The organism is Pseudoflavonifractor sp. An176, assembly GCF_002160435.1.
In the GTDB taxonomy this organism is placed as follows: domain Bacteria; phylum Bacillota; class Clostridia; order Oscillospirales; family Oscillospiraceae; genus Enterenecus; species Enterenecus faecium.
Genome location: NZ_NFKO01000012.1, coordinates 1 through 26165, shown reverse-complemented (window position 1 = coordinate 26165; position 26165 = coordinate 1). Strand labels below are relative to the sequence as shown.

Genomic DNA, 26165 nt, shown 5'->3' with positions numbered 1-26165 from the left:
TGAAGGGTTGTTCTTCTAAAAGGCCTAGTTCAGACTTGCCAGCCTGGTGGGGACGCTTCCCGCTGGGGGTTTCTTTTGAGCGGGCAAAAGAAACCAAAACCCGCTTAGGGCGTTCCCCCCTAAGGACCTCCCTTTGGGTACGAGGCTGGGCCTGCGTCAAAACGAAATTCGGCCCGTCACCCTTGCTGTGGCCCCTGTTTGTGCCACCACACCAGGCTACCCTGGGCAGCTGGCCCTATCACCAGGTGGTTTCCATGTCCGGGCCTACCTTGGAGAAGCGGCGTTCCCGCCGCCGAGAGCCAGGCCCCCGACCGCTGGGAACAGCGGCACACTAGGGTAAGGCCCTGGCGGCAGAAGTACCACCTACAGAGGAGTAGGCACAATCCACAGAATGTCTACGCCATCTATGTGACATGACCTAGTCCAGGGACGAAACAAGGAGAACGCAGGGACATCCCGTACCGCGGGGTGGATTCCACAAGGCGGGGGAAGGCCCCGCCTTTGGCGATTCTTTCCCCTCTTTCTCATCGCTGAGAAAGGGGGCCCAGCGGAGCGTCCCCGGCTGGGGCGCTGGTTTCCGCCTGAGAAATCGGAGAAGTACAATCCCTCCGCCAGCCGGGCGGCTGACAGCTTCGCTTTTTACAAGGGAGGCGTTAAGCCCTTCCCTTTCCCCCATTTTTGGTGTACACTGTGGACAGTCTTACACAAGAAAGGAACCTACCATCATGTCTAAGAAAAAGAACAAGAAATCCAACCCCCACTCCGCCCCCCAGGCCAAGGCCAAGCCCACCCAGCCCGCCAAGAAGTCCAATCCCCTGGTGTGGGGCATCGGCGCCATTGTGGTGGTGGCCATCCTCATCATCGCCGCTGTGGTGCTGACCCAGAAGCCCTCCACCACCTCCGGGGCCCAGAACTCTGCCAATCCCACCGCCACCACCAGCGCCGACACCTACACGCCCCCCGCTCTGGAAGAGGACGTGACCTACACCGCCCGCATCGACGTGAAGGACTACGGCACCATCACCGTGGAGCTGGACCAGTCCGCCGCTCCCATCACCTGCGCCAACTTCGTGGAGCTGGCCAACAGCGGCTTCTATAACGGCCTGACCTTCCACCGCATCATGGACGGCTTTATGATTCAGGGCGGCGACCCCGAGGGCAACGGCACCGGCGGCTCCGAGCATGAGATCGTGGGCGAGTTCTCCTCCAACGGCTGGGACAACCCCCTGTCCCATAAGCGGGGCACCATCTCCATGGCCCGCTCCAACGACCCCAACTCCGCCTCCTCCCAGTTCTTCATCGTCCATGAGGACTCCACCTTCCTGGACCCCGACTACGCCGCTTTCGGTACCGTCACCGAGGGTATGGACGTGGTGGATGCCATCTGTAAGGACGCCCAGCCCACCGACGGCAACGGCACCATCCCCGCCTCGGAGCAGCCCGTCATCAACTCGGTGACCATCCTCACCAACAAGTAACATGACCCACGAGGAATACATGGAGGAGGCCCTGAAAGAGGCCCGAGCCTGCATCCCCCAGGGAGATGTGCCCGTAGGCTGCGTCATTGTCTCCCCAGAGGGGGACATCATCGGCCGGGGCCGCAACCGCCGGGAGGCGGACGGCCGGGCCACCGCCCATGCCGAGGTGGAGGCCATCAACATGGCCTGTGCCGCTGTGGGCTCCTGGCGGCTCACCGGGTGCACCCTGTACGTCACCCTGGAGCCCTGCCCCATGTGCGCCGGGGCCATCATCAACGCCCGCATCGCCTGTGTGCGCTACGGGGCAAAAGAGGACAAATCCGGGTGCTGCGGGTCGGTGCTCAACCTCTTCGAGGAGCGGTTTAACCACCACCCCCGCATCTACGGCGGCCTGCTAGAGAGGGAATGCCGGGGGATTTTGGAGGAGTTTTTTTCCACTCTCCGGTGACTTTACAAAGTCTTTGCATCATTTAATACTTTTGTAACAATTGTGCACAAACTTTTGTAATGACTGTTGCGTATCATAACACTTGCAAGAGATATCCTTTCTTTTTCATTCTATCCTCCATCCTTTTATAAAAACTCCGGGGCTTTGCAAGCGGCCCTGGAGTTTTTGTGTTTTACCCCCAAACTATGGCCTCTTTTTAGCGTCATTTCAGCTTTCTGGTTTATACTCAGAGGGACACAACTCGCTAGAAAGGTGGTCGTACCATGGCGACACAATTGGAACAAGCCCAGAGAGGCCAGCGCAAGGCCATGCTGGAGGTATATGAGGGCTGCAAACAGAAGGTATACTATGTCTCCCTGCTGCTCACCGGCCAGGAGGACGGGGCCAAGCAGGCCGCTGCCTATGCGGGCAAACAGGTGTGGGACAGCATGAAGCTCTACCCCATCTGTACCCAGGAGGACTTTACCCACCTGGCCATTCAAAAGGCGGTGGAGTCCTGCAAGCGCACCATCCTCAAGCACCAGCCCAAGTCCTTCCGCATTCCCCAAAACCGAAACTTCCTCATTTCCGGGGAACTGGTCACCTCGGGACAGCCCCAGGCGCTGCTCCAAGCCCTGCCCCCTCTGTCCCGGTTCCTTCTGGTGCTGCACACCGTAGGCGGCTACAACCAGCAGCAGCTGGCCACCGCCTTTAAGCTGGACGTTAAGACGGTGGCCATGGCCCTGGAGGCCCAGCGCACCAACGTGGAGCGTCTCATCCGGCACAGCCAGAGACCGGACACCACCTGGGAGGGATTCTTGGAGGCGTTGCAGCAGGAGGAGACCGGCACCACGGTGCCGGAATCGGTAGACCAGGCGGCCCAGGCGGCCATAGACGCCATTGCCTCCCCCCTGGAGAAGCAGCGGAAAAAGAAAACCATTGTATACAGCGCGGTAGCTGTGGTGGTATGCGCAGCCCTGGTGGGCGGCACGGTGGCCATCGCCCACTTCACCTCGGACGAGGACCCCGCCGCCACGGCCACCCCCACCACCACCGATGAGGACGCCTCTGCCACCGAGACCGCCACCAGCGACGAGACTACCGACACCTACACCCCCGCTGCTCTGGAGTCCGGTGTCACCTACACCGCCCAGATTGAGGTGGAGGACTACGGCACCATCACCGTGGAGCTGGACCAGGAGGCCGCCCCCATCACCTGCGCCAACTTTGTGGAGCTGGCCAACAGCGGCTTCTACAACGGCCTGACCTTCCACCGCATCATTGAGGGCTTTATGATGCAGGGCGGCGACCCCAACGGGGACGGCACCGGCGGCTCGGACAACAACATCGTGGGCGAGTTTACCAACAACGGCTATGAGAACAACCTCTCCCACACCCGCGGTGCCATCTCCATGGCCCGCTCCTCGGACTACAACTCCGCCAGCTCCCAGTTCTTCATTGTCCAGGAAGACAGCACCAATCTGGACGGGGACTATGCCGTGTTCGGCTATGTCACCCAGGGTATGGACGTGGTAGACGCCATCTGTGAGGCCGCCCAGCCCACCGACGACAACGGCACCATTTCCGCCGAGGACCAGCCGGTGATCACCTCCATCACCATTCTCACCGATCAGTAAGCAGCTATAAACCCCCGGAGCATACTCCGGGGGTTTTATACCTTTTCTCTTTTTCTATGTCTGCACATTGATAATTGCTTGGGTAGTGTCAAGAGTTTTGCGCAAATTGGTTTGCAGGCCCTGGCATGAATGAAGTCAGCCAGCAATGGAGACGTCCTTAATGGCAGTCTCCAGGTGCTTCATGTTCATGTACTTCTTGTTGCCCCACTGGGTGCCAGCTACATGGCGTAGCCGGGCATAGACCAGCATGAGAGCAGAGTTTCCGTCCGGGAAACTGCCCACCACATGGGTGCGGCGGCGGATTTCCCGGTTCAATCTTTCAATGACATTATTGGTACGGATGCGGGTCCAGTGTTTGCTGGGGAAATCGCAGTAGGTCAGCGTTTCCTCGATGCCATCCTCCACCTTCTTGGCGGCTTCCTTCAGCTTCATCGAGCGCAGTTCCTCCACCACAGCCTTAGCCTTTTCTCTAGCAGCTCTTTTGCTCTCTTGAGCATGGATCGCCTTGAGCATCTTAGCCACCAGCTTCACCTTGGAGCGAGGCGTTACAGAGAACACATTGCGGTAAAAATGGACGGTACAACGCTGGTACTTGGCTTTGGGGAACACTTCTCCCACAGCCTCCAGCATACCAAGACACTGGCTCCAACTACCAGCTTGACCCCGTCCAAGCCACGGCCACGCAGCCACTGGAAGAAGCTGACCCAACTGGCTTTGTCCTCTTTCATGCCCTCTGCAGCACCTAAAACCTCGCGGTATCCGTCTTCATTTACTGCAATCGCAACCAGAATGGCCACATTTTCAAACTATCCACCCCGAAACAAGTTGACAAGTTTTTTTAATCAAAAACAGCTACCCATTCATGGACATGGTCTTTTGTCTATGGTATAATACAAGTAAATTATGGAAGGGGATGATATTTTGGCAGGTTTTTGGGATTTTTTATCAACCCTTGTTAGTTCAAAAAAAGACAAGGATAGCAGTTCAGTTGTTGTAAAAAATTATATTAGCGGTAATAACAACCAAAAAAATAACACCACCAATAAAAGTAATGGTGGAAGGGGTACCGGAACCAGTAAATCCTTTAGACCCTCACAATCATCCCAAAATACAAAGAAGAATGTCTCCTCTAATACTCGCGTAACCTTGCAAAGTATACACCTTTATTCTACAGGTTCGAAAGGAAAGGTGTATACAGATAAGTTTTACAAATCAATCAATCATAACTTTGGTATTGAAGTGGTATTGAAGAACACGTCTAGCAGTACACAGACCATTCATTTAGGTCATTGTATTTATAACGAAAGTGGTAATGTCGTGTTCAAAGGAAACTTCACTCCGAAAATTAATCCCCACTCTACTTTGACACATAATATTTTTGTCGATGCAAAATCCTTTGCTAAAATGAAAAGTGGAAAATACAAATCACAATTTTGGATTAATAACACAAAAGTTCAAAAAGCCTTTTTTACAGTTGCTTACAAATAGCAATTTGATATGAAAGGAGAATTATTATGCAGATACCTTTAAACGTGCCATCGCAGCCAAAGCGGCCTCCGCTTGAACTATGTAAAATTAGTCTATACTCTACTGGAGCAAGAGGGAAAGTCTTTACTAGTCATTTCTATAAAGCTTTGAATCATAATTTCGGCGTCGAAATGGTTCTACGAAATAATACATCGACATCCCAAACTGTTAAGATTGGAGGATGTGTGTATGATGTTCAGGGAAATACCGTTGTCAAGTGGGGAACCACTAAGCAGATTGGTGCCCATAGTTCATCTACGCAAGATTTTTATGTGCGTGAAGAAACCTTTTCTGAATTAAAAGAAGGAAAATACAAAATACAGTTTTGGATCAATAACAAAAAGGTTCAAAAGGACTTTTTCACTATTACATTTAAATAACTAGAACACATTCAAAAATCATGGGCAGAAAACACGAATTGTTTTTCTGCCCATGATTTCACTTGTTATTGAAGCAAGCTGCTCGACGGTGTCAATGAGTATTTCTTCCTCGATGGCAGCCTCCAGATGCTTGCTTAGCACTTGCGTAAATCTTGCTTAGATTTATGTATTTGCTGAGTTTTAAGCAAAAAAATCAGGAGCGGAACACCTAGCGGTGCGCCACTCCCTACAAAAGCATTACTGCTTTTCAATGGTGCTAATATTATATGCGTTATTGGTCAAATTGTCAACAATTTTTTGGAGGAATTCATATGTACCGCAAATTTTTGTATTTGCAGCAAAGTATTCCTTATGTCGTACCACTCGTCCGTGTAGAAAATCAGACAATTCTTCATATCGCTTTTGCCTAGGAACGGGATTCATTAAACTATCATACACATAGAGCAGCACCACAATATCATGGGTAAATGCTGATCTCATGTTGTTATTACGGGAGCTCTTCGAGATACCTCCCATGTTCTTCAGCCACTGAACCACTTCATAGGCTACTTGCTTTGTGGCATCCAGTTTTCTCGAAAGATTGTTGATAAGACAATTGCTATGTGCCGCAGCATTTCGCAAATCCCGAACGGTATTCATCAGTTTATGGTCCACAATCTTTACCCCATATCGGTTCCGATAAAAATGGCACAGATGGAGCAGAGTACCAAATGAAATTACTTCTACAAATACCCATATTGGAAAATCTGGCTCATACTTTTCAATCAGGTCATGACAGTAGTAGCTGGATTTGTGGCTCTCCACTTGTTTGCGCACCTTTTCATTGGCACATAAGAAGTCTTTGACCAGCTGATATCCATCTTCCCCTGGATTTTCTGTTACCAGATGGACCAGTCGTACTTTAATGGCATGTTCGATATCCAGGCACATTTTCATGATCAAGTATCTTAGATGCATATCTATGGTGGATAGTTCCTTTAAATGTGCAAAATCCAAGCCAATATATTGTCCCTGTCTTCTTCCCTCTTGGCATTTGGAGTAATTCTCTCGATAGGCTGCAACCTTCATGTAGTAGCTGTGCTTGGCTAAAAAAGTTCTTGCCTCATCCTCTGTGATTTCATTGAATGTAATGCCCTTTGTTTTCATATGCTGGATTTGCTCATCTATGGATAACATCCGCTTCATTCTTACATCACCAATTCATGAAATATGGTCCATTGTATCATATTTCGTCCCATTATAAAAGCTTCTAACAAAAAACTTCCACACCCTTTGGAAAAGGTGTGGAAGTTTTTCTTGTTTTATCGTTCTTCTCTAAAGTAGTTGAGGCCCAGGGCCGCAGGCTGTCCGCTGTTCTTGCTCTTCTTCACCGAGGTGGCAATGAGCACCAGAGCGGTGATGAGAAAGGGCAAGGCCTGGTACAGCTGAGAGGGCACCCCGGCCAGCCAACCCAGAGGGCCGGGGAAGGCCATGGCCAGAGAGGGGCCGGACACCCGCAGGGTGTTGAAGAAGCCGAACACCACGGTGCCCACCATGGCGAAGGCGGGGCTCCAGTTGGCGAAGATGACCAGGGCCACGGCGATCCAGCCATAGCCGTTGATCCAGCAGCTGGAGGAGAGAGAGCCGTTCATGTTCAGGCCCATATAGTAGCCGCCAATGCCCATGATGCCGGAGCCCAGCATAATGTGCAGGTACTTATAGCGGCGCACGTTGATGCCCACGGAGTCGGCGGCGGCGGGGTTTTCACCCACGGCCCGCAGCCTCAGCCCGGTGCGGGTGTACTTCAAATACCACCACATCACCAGGGCGATGACCACACCCAGGTACACCAGGACGTTGTGGTCAAAGAGCACCTCGCCCAGCACCGGGATGTTGGACAGCCCCGGAATGGGCAGGTCGGCAAAGCCGTTTTGAATGTTGGAGTAGTTGTTCATGGCGGGCCAACTCACCGCCTTCACGCCGTTGCCCACGAAGAAGAACACACCCAGGCCAAAGGTGGTGATGGTCAGACCGGTGATGTTCTGGTTGGCCTGGAAGGTGACGGTGAGCACGGCGAAGATGAGGCCGCACAGGGCGGCGGTGAGGAAGGCCACCAGCACGCCCACCACCATGGAGTTGGCGTAACAGCCCAGGATATAGCCGAAGATGGCGCCCACGGCCATGGTGCCCTCCACGCCCAGGTTCAGGCTGCCCGACTTCTCAATGGTGATCTCTCCCACGGTGCCGTAGAGCAAGGGGATGTTATACACAATGATGTTGTGGAGGAATGTGGTGACAATGTTCAGCTTATCATCCATGGCGCTCCACCTCCTTTTTGGCGATGACCACGCGGAAGCGTGTGAAGAAGTCCGCCGCCAGCACCAGGAACAGAATGACGCCCTGGAGCATGTCGGCAAAGCTGGAATCCACCGAGGCAAAGGTGGCAGCAGCGGCGGTGGAGCCGTATTGCAGCACGCCGATGAGGGCGGACACCAGGAAGATGCCCACGGTGCTCAGTTTGGCCAGCCAGGCCACAATGATGCCGGTCCAGCCCACATCGTCGGTGATGGAGGCGGACAGGATGCCGGCAGTGCCCACCTTGAAGGCGGCGGCCAGGCCGATGAGGCAGGCGGAGAGGAACACGGTGCGCAGCACGATGGTGCTCACCTTCATGCCTGCATACCGGGCAGTGCCCATGGAGTCGCCCACCACGGCGATCTCATAGCCCTGCTTGGTGCGCTTGAGGTAGACGTACACCAGCACGCCGAGAGCCAGCGTAATGAGCACGCAGATGTTCAGCCCGAACTTGCCCAGCATAATCCGGGGGAAGGACACGATGGAGGTGAAGCTGGCGAAGGTGGGACGGGCGGACTCTGCGCTCAGGAAGAAGTTCCAATCCGCCTTGGTCTCCCCCAGGAAGGTGAGGAAGTACAGGGCGATGTAGTTGAGCATCAGGGTGAGCAGGGTCTCGTTGGTGCCGAACTTCACCTTGAGGGCGGCCACAAACAGGCCCAGCAGTCCGGCGGCCAGCATGGCGGCCAGACACATCAGCAGCAGCACCACCGGAGTGGGCAGCACGGGCCCGGCCTGAAAGGCCACCGCAGCGGCGGCAATGGCGCCCACAATGAACTGGCCCTCGCCGCCGATGTTCCAAAAGCGCATCTTAAAGGCCAGAGACAGGCCCAAGGCGGTGAGAATCAGAGGCACCAGGATTTTCAGGTAGTTTTCCGCCGCCTTATAGGCGATCTTGTTGCCCACCATACCCATGGTGAACATTTTGAAGTAGTATTCCAGGGGGTTGACGCCCATGGCCAGCAGCACCAGGCCGCCCAGCACCAGGGCCAACGCCACCGCTCCCACAATGAGGAGGATTTTTTTGAGCAGCGGGCAGTCGTCCCGCTTGACGATGTGCACACGCATGGCTTACTTCTCCTCCCCTTCCTCTTGGAATAAGCTGTCGGCGGCGTAGCCGGCGGGCTTGTCCTCGTACTTGTGGGTCAGGTCCAGGCTGCCCGTCATCATCAGGCCCAGCTCCTCCTTGGTAGTCTTGTGGGCGTGGACCACGCCCATGACCTTGCCGTGACACAGCACCAGGATTTTATCGCACAGGGCCATCATCACGTCCAAATCCTCGCCCACGAAGAGGATGCCCACGCCGCTCTTCTTCTGCTCATTGAGGATGTTGTAGATGGCATAGGAGGAGTGGATGTCCAGGCCACGCACCGGGTAGGCGGTGACGATGACGTTGGGGCCCGCCTTGATCTCACGGCCCAGCAGCACCTTCTGCACGTTGCCGCCGGAGAGCCGACGCACCGGGGTCTCGGTGGAGGGGGTGACCACACCCAGCTCCTCAATCACCCGCTGGGCGTCCTCCCTACCCGCCTTCCGGTCCACAAAGGGGCCTTTGGCATCGTTGTAGTTCTTCAAGATCATGTTGTCCGTGATGGACATGGAGGGGGCCAGGCCCATGCCCAGACGGTCCTCGGGGATGAAGGACATGGAGATGCCCTTGGCCAGAATCTCCTTGGGGCTCAGGCCCACGATGTTCTCACCCTTGTGAATCATCTTGCCCGACTCAATGGGGCGCAGGCCGGCGATGGCCTCGCACAGCTCCTTCTGGCCGCATCCGGCGATGCCTGCCACGCCCAGCATCTCGCCGCCGCGGATGTAGAAGCTGACGTTGTCGATGGCCACGTTGCCCTCGTCGCTGCGGATGGTCAGGTCCCGAATCTCCAGCAGAGGCTTGAGCTTTTCCATCTTGGGCCGCTCAATGTTCAGGTCGATCTTGTGGCCCACCATCCACTCGGTGAGCTCCTGCTCGTTGGTCTCCTTGGTGTCCACGGTGGTGATATACTCACCCTTGCGGAGGATGGCCACCCGGTCGGAGATGTCCATCACCTCATTGAGCTTGTGGGTGATGATGATGATGGAGTGGCCCTCGTCCCGCATGCGGCGGAGCACCCCGAAGAGCTTTTCAATCTCCTGGACGGTGAGCACGGCGGTGGGCTCGTCCAGAATGATGACCTTGGCGCCGTAGTAGAGCACCTTGATGATCTCCAGGGTCTGCTTTTCGGACACCGCCATGTTGCACACCTGCTTGCGGGGGTCCAGGTCGAAGCCGAACTTTTTGGCCATCTCCTCAATCTTGCGGTAGCGGTCTTTTTTCAGCACAAAGCCCGCCTCCTGGGCCCCCATCCAGATGTTATCGGCGGCGGAGAACACATCCACCAGCTTGAAGTGCTGGTGGACCATGCCGATGCCCAGCCGCTTGGCGTCCTGGGGGGAGGAAATGGTCACGGGCTGGCCGTCCACCAGAATGGTGCCGCTGTCGGGGGTATAGATGCCGGACAGCATGTTCATCAGGGTGGTCTTGCCGGAACCGTTCTCTCCCAACAGGGAGAGAATCTCTCCTTTTCGGAGATTCAGGTTGACGTTGTGGTTGGCCACCACCGGACCGAAGGTCTTGGTGATGCCACGAAGTTCCACGGCATATTCTTCTGCCATGCAATCTGCCTCCTTTTGCAGGGCGTAGCCCTGCACTTCTTCACTATTCACTCTTCACTATTCACTTGCCTCTCCCTCTGGGAGAGGTGGCAGCCCGTCAGGGCTGACGGAGAGGGTTTGCCCTTCTCTTTTCTTCTTGCATTGCCTTGCCAGCCTGGCAAGGACGCTCCGCTGGGCCCCATTTCTCAGCGATGAGAAATGGGGGAAAGAATCGCCCAGGGCGTTCCCCCCTAGGTACCTCCCCGGGGTACCAGGCTGGAACTGCGTCAAGTTGCTGTTCGGCCCGTCTGTCTGGTCTCAGCCCTGTTTCTGCTTTCAGCCCAGGCCACCCTGGGCAGCTGGCCCTATGGCTGAGTGGTTCCATTCTCCGGGCCTACTCTGGTGGTGCGGTGTCTCAGCCACCGCCGGGAGTCTAGCTTCCCATACCTGCCAGCCCAAAGCCTCCCTCCCGGAGAGAGCCTTTTGCCGTACCCTCCAGTCACAGCCTCTCATAAAATCCGTGCCGCAATGCGGCACACCATACTTCTTCACTCTTCACGATTCATTATTCACTAACTTGTTTTTCCCCGGAAAAACAGACATCCGGGCCTGCCGGGAATGTCCGGCCGGCCCGGATGAATCGGGTCTTGCTGGGAGAGGGTTGGGACTTAGCCCACCTGCACGCCCTCCACAAAGTAGTTCATGGTACCGGTAATGACGGAGTCCTCCACGCTCTTACCGCCAGCGGGCACGATCTCCTTGCCGTCGTTGGTCTTCAGAGCGGAGTCGGTCTGGGTGATGGTGACGGAGCCGTCGTCATTCTTGGTGTAGGACAGCTTCACGCCGGAGAACACGTCCCACTCGCCCGTGGCCAGCAGCTCGATGATGGCGTCCAGGTAAGCCTGGGTGTCGGGGGCGCAGTTGTCGCTGAGCTCAGACACGCCCACCAGGCCCTTGACCAGACCCTCATAGTAGGCGGGGCCGCCCATGGCGGTGACGAAGTTCTCAGCGCCGCCACAGGTCATGGCGGTGTCGATGGCCTGCTTGTAGTACACGTCCCAGTTCCACACAGCGGCGGTGAGGTGGGCCTTGGGGGCGTCCACGGTCATGTCGGAGTTGTAGCCGCAGCCAAACACGCCGGCCTTCTCAGCGGCGATCTGGGGCTGAGCGGAGTCACAGTGCTGGGCGATAATGCCGCAGTCATAGCTGTTGATGAGCTCCTCGGCAAAGGCGTACTCGTTCTGCTCGTCGGTCCAAGCGCCCAGCTCCTTGACGTACACGGTGGCGTTGGGGTTCACGGACTGCACGCCCAGGGCGAAGCCGTTGATGCCGGAGCAGGTCTCAGCGTACTGGGTGCCAAAGGCGGAGACGTAGCCCACATGATTGTTGCCGGTCTCCAGGCTCTTCAAACCAGCGGCCACGCCGGTGAGGTAGCGGGCCTGGTAGATGCGGCCGAAGTAGTTGTTGAAGTTGGTCTCGTTGGACAGGTAGCCGGTGGCGTGGGAGAAGATCACCTCGGGGTACTCCTCGGCCTTGGCGTTCATGGCGTTGAGGTAGTTAAAGGAGATACCAAAGATGATATCACAGCCCTCACCCACCAGGGTGTCCACAGCGGCGGCCACCTTGTCGTCCTCCTCGGGCACCTCGTCCACGATGACCAGCTGGCTGTCAGAGTCCAGGCCCAGCTCGTCCATGGCGGTGGTGATGCCCTTGTGGTGGGCGTAGGTGTAACCGGCGGTGTCGGTCTTCTTGTTGATATAGATGGCGCCGACCTTAAAGTCGCTGTCGGCAGTGCCGGAGTTGGAGCTCTTGGGGTCGCTGTTTCCGCCGCAGGCGGCCAGGCTCAGCGCCATAACGCCAGCCATCACCAGGGCAAGGATGCGCTTTTTCATACGTTTCGTTCCTCCTTCAAATATCCCGTTTGATTCCTACTATATTTACAAAAAAGGGTATTCCCTTTTCTGAAATCGTGGTTTCTCCGTGAAAGGGCGTAGGGGAGGGGCTTGCCCCTCCCGCAGGGGTCTGGGCAACAGCGGGCCGGGCAAGCCACGGCCCCTACCACAGCCGTTTAATCGCAGAAGGTAATGCCCTTCGAGCTCATGGCCTTGATGCGGGCCAGAGACTCCACCCGCACCCCCATGGAGCGGATGAGATCGCCCCCGGGCTGGAAGGCCTTCTCCACCGCAATACCAGCTCCCACCAGAGTGGCGCCGGAATCCCGCACCAGCTTGATGAGGCCCTGGAGGGCCGCGCCGTTGGCCAAAAAGTCGTCGATGAGGAGCACCCGGTCCCCGGGGCCCAAAAACTTCTTGGACACGATGATATCATACACCCGGCCATGGGTGAAGGACTCCACCTGGGCGGAGTACACCTCCCCGGCGATGTTCTTGGTTTTATTCTTCTTGGCAAAGAGCACGGGAACGCCAAACTGCTGGGCCACCACACAGGCAATGCCAATGCCGGAGGCCTCGATGGTGAGGATTTTCGTCACGTGGTCGTCGGCAAACAGCCGTGCCCACTCCTTGCCCATCTCCGCAAAGAGTCCCACGTCCATCTGGTGGTTGAGGAAGCTGTCCACCTTTAATACGTCTTCGCCCTCCATGACCCCGTCTTCCAGAATGCGCTGTTCCAACCGTTTCACCGCTCTTCGCTCCTCTCTCTTCTCTTGTCCATTTCCCGGGAATTCACCCCGGAACAAACATAAGATACCTGATATTTTAACAAAAAAACTTCCGCTGTTCCATTCTATTTTTTGCACATATCTTGCTTGTTGTCAAGTGTTATTTCTGGTACAATATTTACACTTTAGAAGGGTAATCAACAAATTGTAGAAAAGGTCCCAAATTCGCCCAATGATACGAGAGAGAAAGGGGTACGAAGCCGATGAAAGTGAAACAATTCCTGACCGAATATGCCCTGCTCACCCTGGGCACCGCCCTGGTGGCCATGGGCACCTACTTCTTCAAGTTTCCCAATCACTTTTCCACCGGAGGCGTGACGGGCATCGCCGTCATTCTCTCCTCCATCTTCCCCTCCATCAGCTCCTCCCTGTTCGCCTCGGTCATCAACGTGGCCTTCCTCCTGCTGGGCTTCGGCGTGCTCAACCGGGGCTTCGGCGTGCGCACCGTGTACTGCTCCCTTCTCTTCTCCGGCATGCTGGCTGGGCTGGAGTGGCTGGTGCCTCTGTCCGGCCCCCTCACCGATGAGAAGCTGCTGGAGCTGTTCTTCGGCGTCATCCTCCCCGCCCTGGGCTCCGCCATCCTCTTCAACACCCAGGGCTCCACCGGCGGCACCGATATCCTGGCCATGATACTGAAAAAATTTACCAGCTTGGACATCGGCATGGCCCTGCTCTATGTGGACGTACTGATCGCCGGGTCCACCCTCATTTTGATTGACATTGAGACAGGCCTGTTCTCCCTGCTGGGCCTGGTGTTGAAGTCCGTGCTGGTGGACTCGGTGATTGAGTCCTTGAACCGGAAGAAGAGCTTTATTCTGGTGACCTCCTGCCCGGAAGAGGTGTGCGACTTCATCACCCACACCCTCCACCGCTCCGCCACCTTCTGGAAGGGGGAGGGCGCCTACTCCCATCAGGACAAGTGGGTGGTGCTCACCGCCCTGTCCCGGGCCCAGGCGGTGGCTCTGCGCCGCCACCTGAAGAGTGTGGACCCCCATGCCTTCATGCTCATCACCAACTCCAGCGAGATCTTCGGCAAGGGCTTCCTCCGCGCCTGACCTTCACAAGTGCCATTCCCCATCCCAGACTCCGACAGAATTTTTCCACAGCTTCGTGCTACAATGTGGAAAAATACAGGGAAACCTGCGTTTCCCCAGGAGGCAGATGAGGAATGGCACTTTTTTTAAAGGATAAACGGCAGGTGCTCAACCTGCCCGTGGATAGCATCCACCCCAACCCCAACCAGCCCCGGAGTATCTTCTCCCAGGCGGAGCTGCAAGAGCTGTCCGACTCCATTGTCCAGCTGGGTATCTTACAGCCCCTGTCGGTGCGGAAGGTGGGCAATGAGTGGGAGCTCATCTCCGGGGAGCGGCGGCTGCGGGCGGCCCAGATGGCGGGGATGACCATGGTGCCCTGCCTGGTGGTGCAGACGGATGAGGAGACCTCCTCCCTGCTGGCCCTGGTGGAGAACATCCAGCGGCGCAACCTGGACGTGTGGGAAGAGGCCATCGCCCTGCGCCGCCTCATCACCCTCCACCACATGTCCCAGGACGAGGTGGCCCGGCGGGTGGGCAAGAGCCAGTCGGCGGTGGCCAACAAGCTGCGGCTTCTCAAGCTGCCCCCTGACGTCATCGACATTCTCCGCCAGGCCCAGCTCACCGAGCGCCACGCCCGGGCGCTGCTCAAGCTGGACAACGGAGACGACCAGCGCAAGGCCGCCCAGTACATCGTCCGCAACAACCTCACGGTGGCCCAGTCCGAGGCGTACATCTCCAAGCTGTGCCAGGACACCAAAACCAAGCAGCCCCCCTCCCCTATTTTGCGCATTAAGGATGTGCGGTTATTCTTCAACACCCTGCGCCGCTCGGTGAACCTCATGGAGGCGGCAGGGCTGCACACCCAGTGCACCAAGGAGGAAGTGGAGGATGGGGTGAAGGTGACCATTCACATTCAGAAACCTGCGGAATAAGAGGACACGCCGTCCCGGCTCGGGGCGGCGTTCCTTTTTATTATAATGAATAATGATAAATGAAGAATGAAAAATTGTGGTGTGCCGCCAGCGGCACGGATTTTAGTAAAGGCACAGACTGATAGTCTGTCCTTCTCCAATGTCTTAGGCGCAGACCTGCGCCCCCGCCGGGGACGCTCCGCTGGGCCCGATTTCTCCCCGATGAGAAATCGGGGAAAGAATCGCTTAGGGCGTTCCCCCCTAAGAACCTCCCTGGGGTACTGGTTGAAACGTGCGCCTTCCTCTCTCCGGCCCTGGACCGTTCAGGTCACATAGATGGCGTAGACATTCTGTGGGTGGTGCCTGCTTCTCTGTAGGATGGTACTTCTACCGCCAGGGCCTTCCCCTGGTGAGCCGCTGTTCCCAGCTATCGAAAGCCAGACTCCCGGCGGCGGGAACGCCGCTTCTCTATGGTAGGCCCTGGAAATGGAAGCGTGTACTACCAGAGGAGTCAACACGAACTGTAGAACGGCAAGCCATCTATGTAACCCCACCCGGACCAGGGCCGCAAAGAGGAGGACGCAGGTGCATTCCGTACCGCGGGGTGGATTCCACAAGGCGGGGGAAGGCCCCGCCTTTGGTGGGTCTTTGGTGACTTTCTGCCCAGTCAGAAAGTTACCCTGCGGAGCAAACCTGGCTGGCAAGCCTGTATTTGGAAAAATAGAACAACAGACTACCTCAGTCACCCGACTGAGATAGTCCAATTTGTTTCACGTGAAACACCTATTTTTTCTTACACTGTGGTGGTTGAAAAAATCCTCACAAAACGGTATAATCAAACTCAGTTCTGTTTATCCTTTGAATGAAAAAAGGCGGGTTGTGTTATGTCAAAAACCATTGCCATTGTTAACCAAAAAGGCGGTGTCGGAAAGACCACCACCTGTGTCAATCTGGCCGCGGCTCTGGGTCAACAGGGCCACAAGGTGCTGGTGTGCGACTTCGACCCCCAGGGCAACGCCACCTCCGGGTTCGGTGTGGACAAGTCCCACTCCCCCAGTGTGTACGACGTGCTGCTGGGCAACGCCCCCATGTCCAAGGCCATTGTGTCCACCACCTGGGCGGACGTGGTGCCCTCCAACAAGGCCCTGTCCGGCGCCACCGTGGAGCTCATCGGCATGGACCGTCGGGAGTACCGGCTCAAGGACGCCCTGGAGGAAGTGAAGGACAACTACGACTATATCTTCATCGACTGTCCCCCTTCCCTGGAGCTGCTCACCCTGGACTCCCTGTGCGCCGCCGACACCCTGCTGGTGCCCGTCCAGTGCGAGTACTACGCCCTGGAAGGTCTCAGCGATCTGATGTACACCGTGCGTCTGGCCAAGCGCTCCCTGAACCCCAACCTGGATTTGGAGGGCGTGGTGCTCACCATGTACGACGGGCGCACCAACCTGTCCATGCAGGTGGCGGAGGAGGTCAAGCGGTACTTCCCCGGCAAGGTGTACGCCAGTGTCATCCCCCGCAATGTGCGCCTGTCCGAGGCCCCCAGCCACGGCAAGCCGGTGCTGGCCTACGACAAGTGGTCCCGAGGCGCCGAGGCCTACGAGGCCCTGGCGGAGGAGTTTCACAACAAGAACAAAGCCTGATGTTTCACGTGAAACATCCCACTGAAATAGAAAGGAAGGGATAGCCACATGGCAAAAGTCAAAGGCGGCTTAGGCCGGGGCCTGGGCGCCCTCATGGGGGACGCCGCCCTCCAGACCCAAGAGGCGGGCTCGGTACAGCTGCCCATCTCTCAGGTGGAGCCGGGCCTGAACCAGCCCCGGAAGCGGTTTGACGAGGAGTCCCTGGCCGACCTGGCGGACTCCATCCGGGAGCACGGCATCATCCAGCCCCTCACCGTCCGCCGTCTCTCCACCGGATACTATCAGATCATCGCCGGGGAACGCCGGTGGCGGGCCGCCAAGCAGGCTGGCCTCACCGAGGTGCCGGTGGTCATCATCGAGGCCGACGACCGCAAGGTGATGGAGCTGGGCCTCATTGAGAACCTCCAGCGGGAGGACCTGAACCCCATGGAAGAAGCGGAGGGGTATCTGGTGCTGCTCACCGACTACGGCCTGACCCAGGAGGAGGTGGCCCGGCGGATGGGCAAGTCCCGCCCCGCCATTGCCAACGCCCTGCGTCTCACCTCCCTCCCCCCTGCCGTCCGGGAACAGCTGGCCCAGGGCATCCTGTCCGCCGGGCATGGCCGGGCAGTGCTCATGGTGGAGGGCGAGCAGGCCCAGACCGCCTTTGGCGCCTGGATTGCCGAACAGGGGCTGTCGGTGCGTCAGGCGGAGGCCGCCGCCAAGCACTTCACCCTGGAGCCCAAGGTGAAGAAGGAGAAGCCCACCAACGAGAACCAGATGTATATTGACCAGGCCCAGCAGCAGCTGGCCAGCCATCTGGGCCGCAAGGTGAAGATTACCAGCGGCAAAAAGAAGGGCCGTCTGGAGCTGGAGTTCTACAATGTGGACGATCTGAATAACCTGCTGGAGCAGCTGGGCCAGCTGCCGCAGGCAATGAAGAACGAAGAATGAAAAATGAAGAATGCAAGCCCTGAGGGTGCTCTGTCAGCCAGTTTTCTGGTATTACTCTGAGAAATTCGGGAGGGGCAAGCCCCTCCCCTACCGCCCCAAAATGTAATCCGTGCCGCACAGCGGCACACCATAATTATTCATTATTCACTATTCATTTTTCATTTATATTCTCCCAGAAACACGAATAAAGGAGCCAGTATTATGTTAGACATCAAGTTTATCCGGGAAAACCCCGAGGTTGTCAAAGAGAACATCAAGAAGAAGTTCCAGGACGCCAAGCTGCCCCTGGTGGACCAGGTCATTGAGCTGGACCGCCAGAACCGGGACGCCATGACCGAGGCCAACAACCTGCGCGCCTCCCGCAACTCCCTGTCCAAGCAGATCGGCATGCTCATGGGCCAGGCCAAGAAGGACCCCTCCAAGCTGGAGGAGGCCGAGGCCGTCAAGGCCCAGGTGAAGGCCAACGCCGACCGCCTGGCCGAGCTGGAGGAGCTGGAGGGCAAGCTGGCGGTGGAGATTCGCTCCATCCTGCTGAAGATCCCCAACATCATTGACCCCTCCGTGCCCATCGGCGAGAGCGACGAGTTCAACGTGGAGGTGGAGCGGTTCGGCGAGCCCGCCACCCCCGACTTCGAGGTGCCCTACCACACCGCCATCATGGAGTCCTTTGACGGCATTGACCTGGACTCCGCTGGCCGCGTGTCCGGCAACGGCTTCTATTACCTCATGGGCGACATTGCCCGCCTGCACTCCGCTGTGCTGGCCTACGCCCGGGACTTCATGATCAACAAGGGCTTCACCTACTGCGTGCCCCCCTTCATGATCCACGGCAACGTGGTGGAGGGCGTCATGAGCCAGACCGAGATGGACGCCATGATGTACAAGATTGAGGGCGAGGACCTGTACCTCATCGGCACCAGCGAGCACTCCATGATTGGCAAGTTCATCGACCAGATCATCCCCGAGTCCTCCCTGCCCTACACCCTCACCTCCTACTCCCCCTGCTTCCGCAAGGAGAAGGGCGCCCACGGCATTGAGGAGCGCGGCGTGTACCGCATCCACCAGTTCGAGAAGCAGGAGATGGTGGTGGTGTGCAAGCCTGAGGAGTCCATGGAGTGGTACGAGAAAATGTGGCGCTACTCCGTGGAGCTGTTCCGCTCCCTGGACATCCCCGTCCGTCAGCTGGAGTGCTGCTCCGGCGACCTGGCCGACCTGAAGGTGAAGTCCTGCGACATCGAGGCCTGGTCCCCCCGTCAGCAGAAGTACTTCGAGGTGTGCTCCTGCTCCAACCTGGGCGACGCTCAGGCCCGCCGCCTGAAGATGCGGGTCAAGGGGGAGAACGGCATGTACCTGCCCCACACCCTGAACAACACCGTGGTGGCTCCTCCCCGGATGCTCATCGCCTTCCTGGAAAACAACCTCCAGGCCGACGGCTCCGTCACCATCCCCGAGCCTCTGCGCCCCTACATGGGCGGCACCGCCGTGCTCACCCCCAAGCACTGAGATACAATACGAGGTAACTACAGATGAAAGCCTTTATTCGGGAATTCAAGACCTTCTTGAACCGGGGCAACGTGCTGGACCTGGCGGTGGGCGTCATCATCGGCGGCGCCTTCAAGTCCATCACCGACTCCCTCACCAACGACATTCTCATGCCCCTGCTGGGGCTGCTGGTCAATCGGGTGTCCTTCTCCGATCTGACCCTCACCCTGGGCTCCGCCACCATTGCCTACGGCAGCTTCATTGAGGCGGTGCTCAACTTCATCATCATGGCCTTCGCCGTGTTCTGCATCGTCAAGGCCTTCAACCGCCTCCACCGGAAAAAGGAGGAGGCCGCCCCCGCTCCCAAGCCCTCCCAGGAGGAGCTGCTGCTCACCGAGATCCGCGATCTGCTGAAGGAGGGCAAGTAATGGAGGAGCAAGAACCCAGCTACACCCCCGCCTCCTTTGAAAAGCGGGTGGCGGCCTGGATTGGCATTGGGTACATGCTCATGCTCATTGCCCTGATCACCTACACCATCGCCACCGCCCGCACCCTCCCCGGCACCGCCCCCCTGCTGGTGGTGCCCGTGGGAATTGGCGTGCCCTTCATCGCCGTCCACCGCCAGCGCCAGGGTACCGCCCCCGGCGGCCTGGTGGGCACCATTCTCATCTGTGTAGTGTGCCTGGTGGCGGTGGTGCTGGGGCTTTGGCTGGGCGTGCCCGCCCTCATCGCCAACGTCACCACACCCCTGTAAAGGAGCACGCGCCCATGGAATCTCTCATTTCCACCGGCCTTGCCCAGCTGGACCTCCCCGCCTACCCGGCGGATGCGGCGGCCAAGCTGGCAAAGTATGGTAATTTATTAATGGAACAAAATCAGGTGATGAACCTCACCGCCATCACCCAGCCCTTTGACGTGGCCACCCTGCACATGCTGGACTGTGCGCCCCTTTTAAACTGTGGGCGGCTGGAGCATGCCAAGCTCATTGACGTGGGCACCGGGGCGGGCTTCCCCGGCATGGTGCTGAAAACCCTCTGCCCTACCCTGTCCCTCACTCTGCTGGACGGGCTGCAAAAGCGGCTTTCCTGGCTGGAGACGGTGGCGGAGGAGCTGGATCTGGAGGGGGTCACCACCCTCCACGCCCGGGCCGAGGAGGCGGGGCAAGACCCCGACCTCCGGGAGCAGTTTGACTTTGCCACCGCCCGGGCGGTGGCGGACCTGAGGCTCCTGTGCGAGATGTGCCTGCCCTTTGTGAAGGTGGGGGGCCGTTTCCTGGCCATGAAGGGCCCGGAGTGCCAGGAGGAGCTGGACCGGGCGGCCCGTGCCATCCCCACCCTGGGCGGCGTGCTCAAAGGCTGCTACGACTACCGGATTCCCCACACGGACATCACCCACCGGGTGGTGGTGGTGGAGAAGGTGGCCCCCTGCCCCGCCAAGTATCCGAGGCGTTGGGCGAAGATGCAGAAGACGCCCTTATAAATGAAGAACGAAAAATGAAGAATGAAGAATGCAGGACCTGGGGTGCGGCGCACCCCAGGAAGCTGCACTTTCATTCAATTTGTTTACAAAAAACTTGCGGTATGAGACAATTCATGATATGATTTTCTTGTTGTGGAGGAGGCTAAGGCATGGGAACATCGGTAATGGTCACATCTGGAAAGGGCGGAACGGGTAAAACCGCCCTCACTGCCGGCGTCGCCTCATGTCTGGCCGCCTTAGGCCGTCGGGTGCTGTGCATTGACGTGGACGTGGGTCTGCGCAATCTGGACATTGCCCTGGGCATGTCCGACCGGGCCGTGATGGACTTCTCCGACGTGATGGAGCATCGCTGTCCCCTGCTCACCGCAGCGGCAGAGCACCCCCAAATTCGAGGTCTCTTTCTCCTCACCGCCCCCCTGTCCCTCATCAACCTGGATTTGAAGGGCTTTCGGGACGTGATTGACGAGGCCCGGGACTACTACGACTTCATCTTTCTGGACTCTCCGGCAGGACTGGGAGACGGATTCCAGCTGGCCATGTACGCCGCGGACCGTGCCATTGTGGTCTCTGCCACCGAGCCCGCCGCCCTGCGGGATGCCCAGCGGGCGGTGACCAAGCTCATGGGCCAGATTGAGGATATCCACCTGGTGGTCAACCGGGTAGAGCCCCGCATGATCGGCAAGCTGCGCACCACCATTGACGTCGCCATGGACACCGCCGGACTGCCCCTGCTGGGCATGGTGCCGGAGGACCCCCAAGTTACCCTGGCGGCGGCTCAGAGTGTCCCTCTGGTGTTGAAGACCTACAAGGGCGCTGCACCAGCTTATCTCAATATTGCCAAACGCCTGCTTGGCCAGCGGGTGCCCCTGTTGCACATCCGCTGAGCCCCCACAAGAAAGGAAGGATTCCCATGAACATTGCTCTGATGAGTCACGACAACAAAAAGGAGCTGATGGTGCAGTTCTGCATCGCCTACTGCGGCATCCTCTCCAAACATACCGTGTGCGCCACCAGCCGCACCGGCCGCCTGGTGGCTGAGGCCACCGGACTGCCCGTCCAGCTGTTTATGGCCCATGCTCACGGCGGCGCCCAACAGATCGGCGCCCGCATCGCCTACAACGAAATTGACATGGTGCTGTTTTTCAATGACCCCAATGCGGAGGATCTGGACCAGGACCTGCACTATATCACCCGCCTGTGCGACCAGAACAATGTGCCCATTGCCACCAACGCCGCCACCGCCGAGATGCTCATCCACGGCCTGGCCCGGGGCGACCTGAACTGGCGTGAGCTGATCAAACCCTCTACCCCGCTCAAAGTGTAAACTCATGTTCGGAGGTGTTGCCTCGGCAACACCTCTTTCCTTTGCGAAACGTCTCCTTTTCCCGTGGTAGGGGAGGGGCTTGCCCCTCCCGTCCCTGGTTGCGCCTGATTGCGGGAGGGGCAAGCCCCTCCCCTACGGCATGCTATGGGACCCCAGGCAGGACACGTTCCCCCCTATTCTAGCTGTAAGGAGTCCGATTCACATGGCAAAACAAAAACCCCGCACCCTCTCTGGGTTTATGGAACTGCTCCCCCAGCGTCAGGTGCAGTTTGACCGCATGGTGGAGCTGCTGCGCCGCTCCTATTCCCTCTACGGCTTCACCCCCCTGGACACCCCCGTCATCGAGGCCAGCGAGGTGCTGCTGGCCAAGGCCGGCGGCGAGACCGAGAAGCAGATTTACCGCTTTTTAAAGGGCGACACCGACCTGTCTCTCCGCTTTGACCTCACTGTGCCCCTGGCCAAGTACGTGGCCCTCCACTATGGAGATCTGGCCTTCCCCTTCCGCCGCTTCCAGATCGGCAAGGTGTACCGGGGCGAGCGCGCCCAGCGGGGCCGCTTCCGTGAATTCTATCAGGCGGACATCGACATCATTGGCGACGGCAAGCTGGACATCGTCAACGAGGCGGAAATCCCCTCCATCATCTATCAGACCTTCACCTCTCTGGGCCTCAAGCGGTTCCAGATTCGGGTGAACAACCGGAAGATTCTCAACGGCTTCTATGCCATGCTGGGCCTCACCGAGAAGTCCGGGGACATCATGCGCACCGTGGACAAGCTGGAGAAGATCGGCCCTGAGAAGGTGGCCGCCCTCCTCACCGGCGAGGACATCGGCATCACGAGTGAGCAGGCCGACGAGATTCTCAAGTTCATCGCCATCCAGGGCGACAACGACCAGGTGCTCACCGCTCTGGAGGGCTACCGTGGTCGCCACGAGCTGTTCGACCAGGGCCTGGACGAGCTTACCACTGTCGTCAAGTACCTCTCCGCCTTCGGCGTGCCCCAGACCCACTTTGCCGTGGATCTGACCATTGCCCGTGGCCTGGACTACTACACCGGCACCGTGTACGAGACCACCATGCTGGACCATCCGGAGATCGGCTCCATCTGCTCCGGCGGCCGCTACGACAACCTGGCCGAGTACTACACCGACAAGCAGCTGCCCGGCGTGGGCATCTCCATTGGCCTGACCCGCCTGTTCTTTGTCCTGGAGGACCAGGGCTACCTCAACGAGGAGATGGTCACTGCCCCCGCCGACGTGCTCATCCTGCCCATGACCGAGGACCTGGCCCCCGCCATCTCCTTTGCCACCCAGCTGCGCCAGGCGGGCGTGCGGGCCCAGCTGTACACCGAGCAGAAGAAGTTCAAGCAGAAGATGACCTACGCCGACAAGATCGGCGTGCCCTATGTGGCCTTCCTGGGGGACGACGAGATCTCCAAGAATGCCGTGTCCGTCAAGGACATGACCACCGGCCAGCAGGAGACCCTGCCCGTGGACCAGGCGGTGGACACCATTGCCAACGACCTGGCCGAACGGGTGGCTGGCATTGACCCCATCCAGGAACCTGAGCACTAATTGTAATATTTTATATCTATTATACATTTTGGAGTTGATTTCACATGGTTCAATCCCGTACCCACACCTGTGGGGAACTGCGCATGGAGCAGGTCGGCCAGACCGTCACTCTGGCTGGCTTCCTAGAAAACGTCCGTGAGGTGGGCCAGAATCTGGCCTTTGTGGTGCTGCGTGACTTCTACGGCACCACCCAGGTGGTCATCGAGACCGCCGAGATGATGGCCATCGTCAAGGACCTGAACAAGGAGTCCACCCTCCAGGTCACCGGCGTTGTCCGGGAGCGCGACAGCAAGAACCCCAAGCTGCCCACCGGCGACATTGAGGTGGTGCCCTCCGCCATCACCGTGCTGGGCCGCTGCCGCCACAACGAGCTGCCCTTCCCGATTAGCCGCAGCCGGGAGGCGGACGAGACCCAGCGTCTGAAGTACCGCTATCTGGACCTGCGCAACCCTGAGGTGAAAAACAACATCATCCTGCGCTGCAACGTGGTGTCCGCCCTGCGCCAGGCCATGACCGCTGAGGGCTTTATGGAGATCACCACCCCCATTCTGACCGCCTCCTCCCCCGAGGGCGCCCGGGACTACCTGGTGCCCAGCCGCAAGCACCCCGGCAAGTTCTACGCGCTGCCCCAGGCGCCCCAGCAGTTCAAGCAGCTGCTCATGGCCTCCGGCTTTGACCGTTACTTCCAGATTGCCCCCTGCTTCCGGGACGAGGACGCCCGTGGCGACCGCTCCCCCGGCGAGTTCTACCAGCTGGATATGGAGATGGCCTTTGCCAACCAGGAGGACGTGTTCGCCGTTCTGGAGCGTGTGCTGCCCCCCATCTTCGCCAAGTACGGCACCTACCACGTGGCCTCTCAGGCCCCCTTCACCCGCATCCCCTTCCTGGAGGCCATGGACAAGTACGGCTCCGACAAGCCCGACCTGCGCATTGACCTGACCCTCACCGACGCCACCGAAGTCCTGGCTGGCTGCGGCTTTGGTCCCTTCGAGGGCAACACCGTCAAGGCCATTGTGGTCACCGATTTTGTGGGCACCCGCAAGCAGATCGACGGTCTGTGCAACCAGGTGGAAGTGCAGTCCGGCGAGAAGGCCTACTGGTTCCGCTACGATGAGAAGGGCGAGATCGTGGGCGGCATCGCCAAGTTCGTCCAGCCCATCAAGGAGGCTGTGGTGGAGGCTCTGGGCCTCACCCCCGGCTGCTTTGTGGGTCTGACTGCAGGCAAACTGCTCACCGCCCAGAAGACCGCCGGTGTGCTCCGCTCCAAGCTGGGCAACTTCTGCCCCAACCACATGGATCGTGAGCGCTACGAGTTCTGCTGGATTGTGGACTTCCCCATGTACGAAATTGGCGAGGAGTCCGGGCTGCTGGAGTTCTGCCACAACCCCTTCTCCATGCCCAACGGCGGCCTGGAGATCCTGAAAAAGGCCGCTGCCGGCGAGGTGGACCCCCTGACCATCACCGCCTACCAGTACGACCTGGTGTGCAACGGCGTGGAGCTGTCCTCCGGCGCCGTGCGAAACCACGACCCCGAGATCATGCTGGAGGCCTTCCAGCTGGTGCGTCTGGGCGAGGACGACGTGAAGAGCAAGTTCCCCGCCATGTACAACGCCTTCACCTATGGCGCTCCCCCCCACGCAGGCATCGCCCCCGGTGTGGACCGCATGGTGATGCTGCTGGCCGGTGAGGACTCCATCCGGGAGATCATCCCCTTCCCCATGAACAAGAACGCCCAGGACCTGATGATGGGCGCCCCCTCCTTCGTGGACCCCAAGCAGCTGGACGAGCTGAACATCGTCTGCGTCAAGCAGGAAGAAGAATAAAAACCTTTGGCCGGAGAAAAGCAGGTGCTTTTCTCCGGCCAATTTGTTTTTACGAATCAAGAGAAATTGATCGTCTAACCGCCCAGGTTCCGGCTTGCCAGCCTGGTGGGGACGCTCCCCGCTGGGGGTTTCTTTTGAGCGGGCAAAAGAAACCAAAACCCGCTTAGGGCGTTCCCCCCTAAGTACCCCCCTTGGGGTACGAGGCTGGAACTGCGTCAATCCTATGGCCGGCCCTGGCCCTGGTGGGGTCACATAGATGGCCCGGCAAGTCTATGGAACGCATTTCCTTCTCTGTGAGACGGTGCCCCTGTTTCCAGGGCCTCACCCCGGTGTGCGGCGTTTCCACCGCCGGGAACCAGGCCCCCGTTAGCTGGAAACAGCGGCTCACCAGGGTAAGGCCCTGGCAGTAGAAGGACGCAGGAACAGAGAAGTGAATCCAAACCATAGAACGGCAAGCCATCTATGTGACCCCACCAGGCTAAGGGCCGAAACAAGGATAACGCAGGGACACCCCGTACCGCGGGGTGGATTCCACAAGGCGGGGGAAGGCCCCGCCTTTGGCGGTCTTTGGTGACTTTCTGGCGGCAGAAAGTCACCCCAGCGGAGCGCGCCTCCCCTCGCCAGGGGAGCAAACTTGCGCCTGAAAATGATCGAAGAGCAAAGCCTTTCTTTTTACCATGAACAAAGCCCGGAGCACATGCTCCGGGCCTTGTGTGCTTATTCAGGAAAAAAAGCCTCCCTTGTGTAAAGGGAGCTGGTGGCTTTTACGGGGCCCCCGCCAAAGCCCAGCGCAAGCGGGTTTGGTGGGGTGAGGAGGTGCGACGGCGTGAGCGAGACTTGCCCCGCCTCTCAGGGGCGAGGCGAGGGATACT

The 26165-nt window shown here is 58.4% G+C and carries 23 protein-coding genes and 1 pseudogene; 17 read left to right on the top strand and 7 right to left on the bottom strand.

Going from position 1 to position 26165, the window contains the following annotated elements:
• Positions 1-725 precede the first annotated feature (725 nt).
• The 3 genes from B5F12_RS06985 (at position 726) to B5F12_RS12330 (ending at position 3542) form a co-directional block, all read left to right on the top strand.
• Positions 726-1478 (top strand): peptidylprolyl isomerase, encoded by a 753-nt coding sequence (locus B5F12_RS06985; protein ID WP_087232360.1) that lies wholly within the window; start codon positions 726-728, stop codon positions 1476-1478.
• A 1-nt stretch (position 1479) separates the two neighbouring features.
• Complete coding sequence (locus B5F12_RS06980; protein ID WP_087232357.1) at positions 1480-1926, top strand: nucleoside deaminase; 447 nt, start codon at positions 1480-1482, stop codon at positions 1924-1926.
• Positions 1927-2189: 263 nt separating this feature from the next.
• Complete coding sequence (locus B5F12_RS12330) at positions 2190-3542, top strand: peptidylprolyl isomerase (RefSeq protein WP_343286315.1); 1353 nt, start codon at positions 2190-2192, stop codon at positions 3540-3542.
• Positions 3543-3677: 135 nt separating this feature from the next.
• On the opposite strand, the pseudogene B5F12_RS06970 reads toward B5F12_RS12330, so the two are convergent.
• Positions 3678-4357 (bottom strand): annotated as a pseudogene (locus tag B5F12_RS06970) (IS256 family transposase); the annotation flags it as partial.
• Between the two features lie 88 nt (positions 4358-4445).
• On the opposite strand from B5F12_RS06970, the gene B5F12_RS11735 reads away from it, so the two are divergent.
• A complete protein-coding gene (locus tag B5F12_RS11735; RefSeq protein WP_143482352.1) occupies positions 4446-5030 on the top strand; it encodes a hypothetical protein in 585 nt (194 codons plus the stop codon).
• A gap of 26 nt (positions 5031-5056) precedes the next feature.
• Entirely contained in the window at positions 5057-5449 is a 393-nt protein-coding gene (locus B5F12_RS11730) for a hypothetical protein (protein ID WP_143482351.1), read from the top strand.
• A 237-nt stretch (positions 5450-5686) separates the two neighbouring features.
• On the opposite strand, the gene B5F12_RS06960 is transcribed toward B5F12_RS11730, so the two are convergent.
• The 6 genes from B5F12_RS06960 to B5F12_RS06935 form a co-directional block, all read right to left on the bottom strand.
• On the bottom strand, positions 5687-6634 hold the full coding sequence (locus B5F12_RS06960) for an Abi family protein (protein WP_087232351.1): 948 nt from the start codon (positions 6632-6634) through the stop codon (positions 5687-5689).
• 116 nt (positions 6635-6750) lie between these two features.
• Positions 6751-7746, bottom strand: a complete 996-nt coding sequence (locus B5F12_RS06955; protein WP_087232348.1) for an ABC transporter permease — start codon at positions 7744-7746, stop codon at positions 6751-6753.
• Complete coding sequence (locus B5F12_RS06950; protein ID WP_087232345.1) at positions 7739-8848, bottom strand: ABC transporter permease; 1110 nt, start codon at positions 8846-8848, stop codon at positions 7739-7741. Before B5F12_RS06950 ends, B5F12_RS06955 begins: the two co-directional genes overlap by 8 nt.
• 3 nt (positions 8849-8851) lie before the next feature.
• Positions 8852-10432, bottom strand: a complete 1581-nt coding sequence (locus tag B5F12_RS06945; protein WP_087232342.1) for an ABC transporter ATP-binding protein — start codon at positions 10430-10432, stop codon at positions 8852-8854.
• A 647-nt stretch (positions 10433-11079) separates the two neighbouring features.
• Positions 11080-12303: a BMP family ABC transporter substrate-binding protein gene (locus B5F12_RS06940; RefSeq protein ID WP_087232339.1), complete on the bottom strand. Its 1224-nt coding sequence runs from the start codon at positions 12301-12303 to the stop codon at positions 11080-11082.
• Between the two features lie 176 nt (positions 12304-12479).
• Positions 12480-13052, bottom strand: a complete 573-nt coding sequence (locus B5F12_RS06935; RefSeq protein WP_087232336.1) for a xanthine phosphoribosyltransferase — start codon at positions 13050-13052, stop codon at positions 12480-12482.
• Positions 13053-13294: 242 nt separating this feature from the next.
• On the opposite strand from B5F12_RS06935, the gene B5F12_RS06930 reads away from it, so the two are divergent.
• The 12 genes from B5F12_RS06930 (at position 13295) to aspS (ending at position 25293) form a co-directional block, all read left to right on the top strand.
• A complete protein-coding gene (locus tag B5F12_RS06930; RefSeq protein ID WP_087232333.1) occupies positions 13295-14146 on the top strand; it encodes a YitT family protein in 852 nt (283 codons plus the stop codon).
• A 113-nt stretch (positions 14147-14259) separates the two neighbouring features.
• Complete coding sequence (locus tag B5F12_RS06925; RefSeq protein WP_087232331.1) at positions 14260-15057, top strand: ParB/RepB/Spo0J family partition protein; 798 nt, start codon at positions 14260-14262, stop codon at positions 15055-15057.
• A gap of 863 nt (positions 15058-15920) precedes the next feature.
• Positions 15921-16679: an AAA family ATPase gene (locus tag B5F12_RS06920; protein WP_087232328.1), complete on the top strand. Its 759-nt coding sequence runs from the start codon at positions 15921-15923 to the stop codon at positions 16677-16679.
• Between the two features lie 48 nt (positions 16680-16727).
• The gene (locus B5F12_RS06915) at positions 16728-17612 is read left to right on the top strand and encodes a ParB/RepB/Spo0J family partition protein (protein WP_087232325.1); all 885 of its coding nucleotides are present in this window, start codon (positions 16728-16730) and stop codon (positions 17610-17612) included.
• Between the two features lie 201 nt (positions 17613-17813).
• Positions 17814-19115, top strand: a complete 1302-nt coding sequence (serS, locus tag B5F12_RS06910; RefSeq protein WP_087232322.1) for a serine--tRNA ligase — start codon at positions 17814-17816, stop codon at positions 19113-19115.
• Between the two features lie 23 nt (positions 19116-19138).
• Positions 19139-19522 carry a large-conductance mechanosensitive channel protein MscL gene (gene mscL / locus B5F12_RS06905; RefSeq protein WP_087232319.1) on the top strand — a complete coding sequence of 128 codons (384 nt, stop codon included), beginning with the start codon at positions 19139-19141 and terminating at the stop codon, positions 19520-19522.
• Positions 19522-19848 carry a hypothetical protein gene (locus tag B5F12_RS06900; protein ID WP_087232316.1) on the top strand — a complete coding sequence of 109 codons (327 nt, stop codon included), beginning with the start codon at positions 19522-19524 and terminating at the stop codon, positions 19846-19848. The genes mscL and B5F12_RS06900 overlap by 1 nt, the downstream gene beginning before the upstream one ends.
• A gap of 14 nt (positions 19849-19862) precedes the next feature.
• A complete protein-coding gene (gene rsmG, locus B5F12_RS06895) occupies positions 19863-20573 on the top strand; it encodes a 16S rRNA (guanine(527)-N(7))-methyltransferase RsmG (RefSeq protein ID WP_087232313.1) in 711 nt (236 codons plus the stop codon).
• 149 nt (positions 20574-20722) lie between these two features.
• Complete coding sequence (locus B5F12_RS06890; protein WP_087232310.1) at positions 20723-21457, top strand: AAA family ATPase; 735 nt, start codon at positions 20723-20725, stop codon at positions 21455-21457.
• 26 nt (positions 21458-21483) lie between these two features.
• The gene (locus tag B5F12_RS06885) at positions 21484-21897 is read left to right on the top strand and encodes a methylglyoxal synthase (protein WP_087232307.1); all 414 of its coding nucleotides are present in this window, start codon (positions 21484-21486) and stop codon (positions 21895-21897) included.
• A 202-nt stretch (positions 21898-22099) separates the two neighbouring features.
• Positions 22100-23470: a histidine--tRNA ligase gene (gene hisS, locus B5F12_RS06880; RefSeq protein WP_087232305.1), complete on the top strand. Its 1371-nt coding sequence runs from the start codon at positions 22100-22102 to the stop codon at positions 23468-23470.
• A 44-nt stretch (positions 23471-23514) separates the two neighbouring features.
• Complete coding sequence (aspS, locus tag B5F12_RS06875; RefSeq protein WP_087232302.1) at positions 23515-25293, top strand: aspartate--tRNA ligase; 1779 nt, start codon at positions 23515-23517, stop codon at positions 25291-25293.
• The last annotated feature ends 872 nt before the right edge of the window (positions 25294-26165 follow it).

Excerpts from the sequence above, each read along its gene's own strand:
- B5F12_RS06980 (WP_087232357.1), top strand. The coding sequence starts at position 1,480 with ATGACCCACGAGGAATACATGGAGGAGGCCCTGAAAGAGGCCCGAGCC.
- B5F12_RS06945 (WP_087232342.1), bottom strand. The coding sequence starts at position 10,432 with ATGGCAGAAGAATATGCCGTGGAACTTCGTGGCATCACCAAGACCTTC.
- B5F12_RS06890 (WP_087232310.1), top strand. The coding sequence starts at position 20,723 with ATGGGAACATCGGTAATGGTCACATCTGGAAAGGGCGGAACGGGTAAA.
- hisS (WP_087232305.1), top strand. The coding sequence starts at position 22,100 with ATGGCAAAACAAAAACCCCGCACCCTCTCTGGGTTTATGGAACTGCTC.
- B5F12_RS06960 (WP_087232351.1), bottom strand. The coding sequence starts at position 6,634 with ATGAAGCGGATGTTATCCATAGATGAGCAAATCCAGCATATGAAAACA.
- mscL (WP_087232319.1), top strand. The coding sequence starts at position 19,139 with ATGAAAGCCTTTATTCGGGAATTCAAGACCTTCTTGAACCGGGGCAAC.
- B5F12_RS06915 (WP_087232325.1), top strand. The coding sequence starts at position 16,728 with ATGGCAAAAGTCAAAGGCGGCTTAGGCCGGGGCCTGGGCGCCCTCATG.
- B5F12_RS06925 (WP_087232331.1), top strand. The coding sequence starts at position 14,260 with ATGGCACTTTTTTTAAAGGATAAACGGCAGGTGCTCAACCTGCCCGTG.
- B5F12_RS06930 (WP_087232333.1), top strand. The coding sequence starts at position 13,295 with ATGAAAGTGAAACAATTCCTGACCGAATATGCCCTGCTCACCCTGGGC.
- serS (WP_087232322.1), top strand. The coding sequence starts at position 17,814 with ATGTTAGACATCAAGTTTATCCGGGAAAACCCCGAGGTTGTCAAAGAG.
- B5F12_RS06885 (WP_087232307.1), top strand. The coding sequence starts at position 21,484 with ATGAACATTGCTCTGATGAGTCACGACAACAAAAAGGAGCTGATGGTG.
- B5F12_RS11735 (WP_143482352.1), top strand. The coding sequence starts at position 4,446 with ATGGAAGGGGATGATATTTTGGCAGGTTTTTGGGATTTTTTATCAACC.
- B5F12_RS06900 (WP_087232316.1), top strand. The coding sequence starts at position 19,522 with ATGGAGGAGCAAGAACCCAGCTACACCCCCGCCTCCTTTGAAAAGCGG.
- B5F12_RS06955 (WP_087232348.1), bottom strand. The coding sequence starts at position 7,746 with ATGGATGATAAGCTGAACATTGTCACCACATTCCTCCACAACATCATT.
- B5F12_RS06920 (WP_087232328.1), top strand. The coding sequence starts at position 15,921 with ATGTCAAAAACCATTGCCATTGTTAACCAAAAAGGCGGTGTCGGAAAG.
- B5F12_RS12330 (WP_343286315.1), top strand. The coding sequence starts at position 2,190 with ATGGCGACACAATTGGAACAAGCCCAGAGAGGCCAGCGCAAGGCCATG.
- aspS (WP_087232302.1), top strand. The coding sequence starts at position 23,515 with ATGGTTCAATCCCGTACCCACACCTGTGGGGAACTGCGCATGGAGCAG.
- B5F12_RS06950 (WP_087232345.1), bottom strand. The coding sequence starts at position 8,848 with ATGCGTGTGCACATCGTCAAGCGGGACGACTGCCCGCTGCTCAAAAAA.
- B5F12_RS06940 (WP_087232339.1), bottom strand. The coding sequence starts at position 12,303 with ATGAAAAAGCGCATCCTTGCCCTGGTGATGGCTGGCGTTATGGCGCTG.
- B5F12_RS06985 (WP_087232360.1), top strand. The coding sequence starts at position 726 with ATGTCTAAGAAAAAGAACAAGAAATCCAACCCCCACTCCGCCCCCCAG.
- B5F12_RS11730 (WP_143482351.1), top strand. The coding sequence starts at position 5,057 with ATGCAGATACCTTTAAACGTGCCATCGCAGCCAAAGCGGCCTCCGCTT.
- rsmG (WP_087232313.1), top strand. The coding sequence starts at position 19,863 with ATGGAATCTCTCATTTCCACCGGCCTTGCCCAGCTGGACCTCCCCGCC.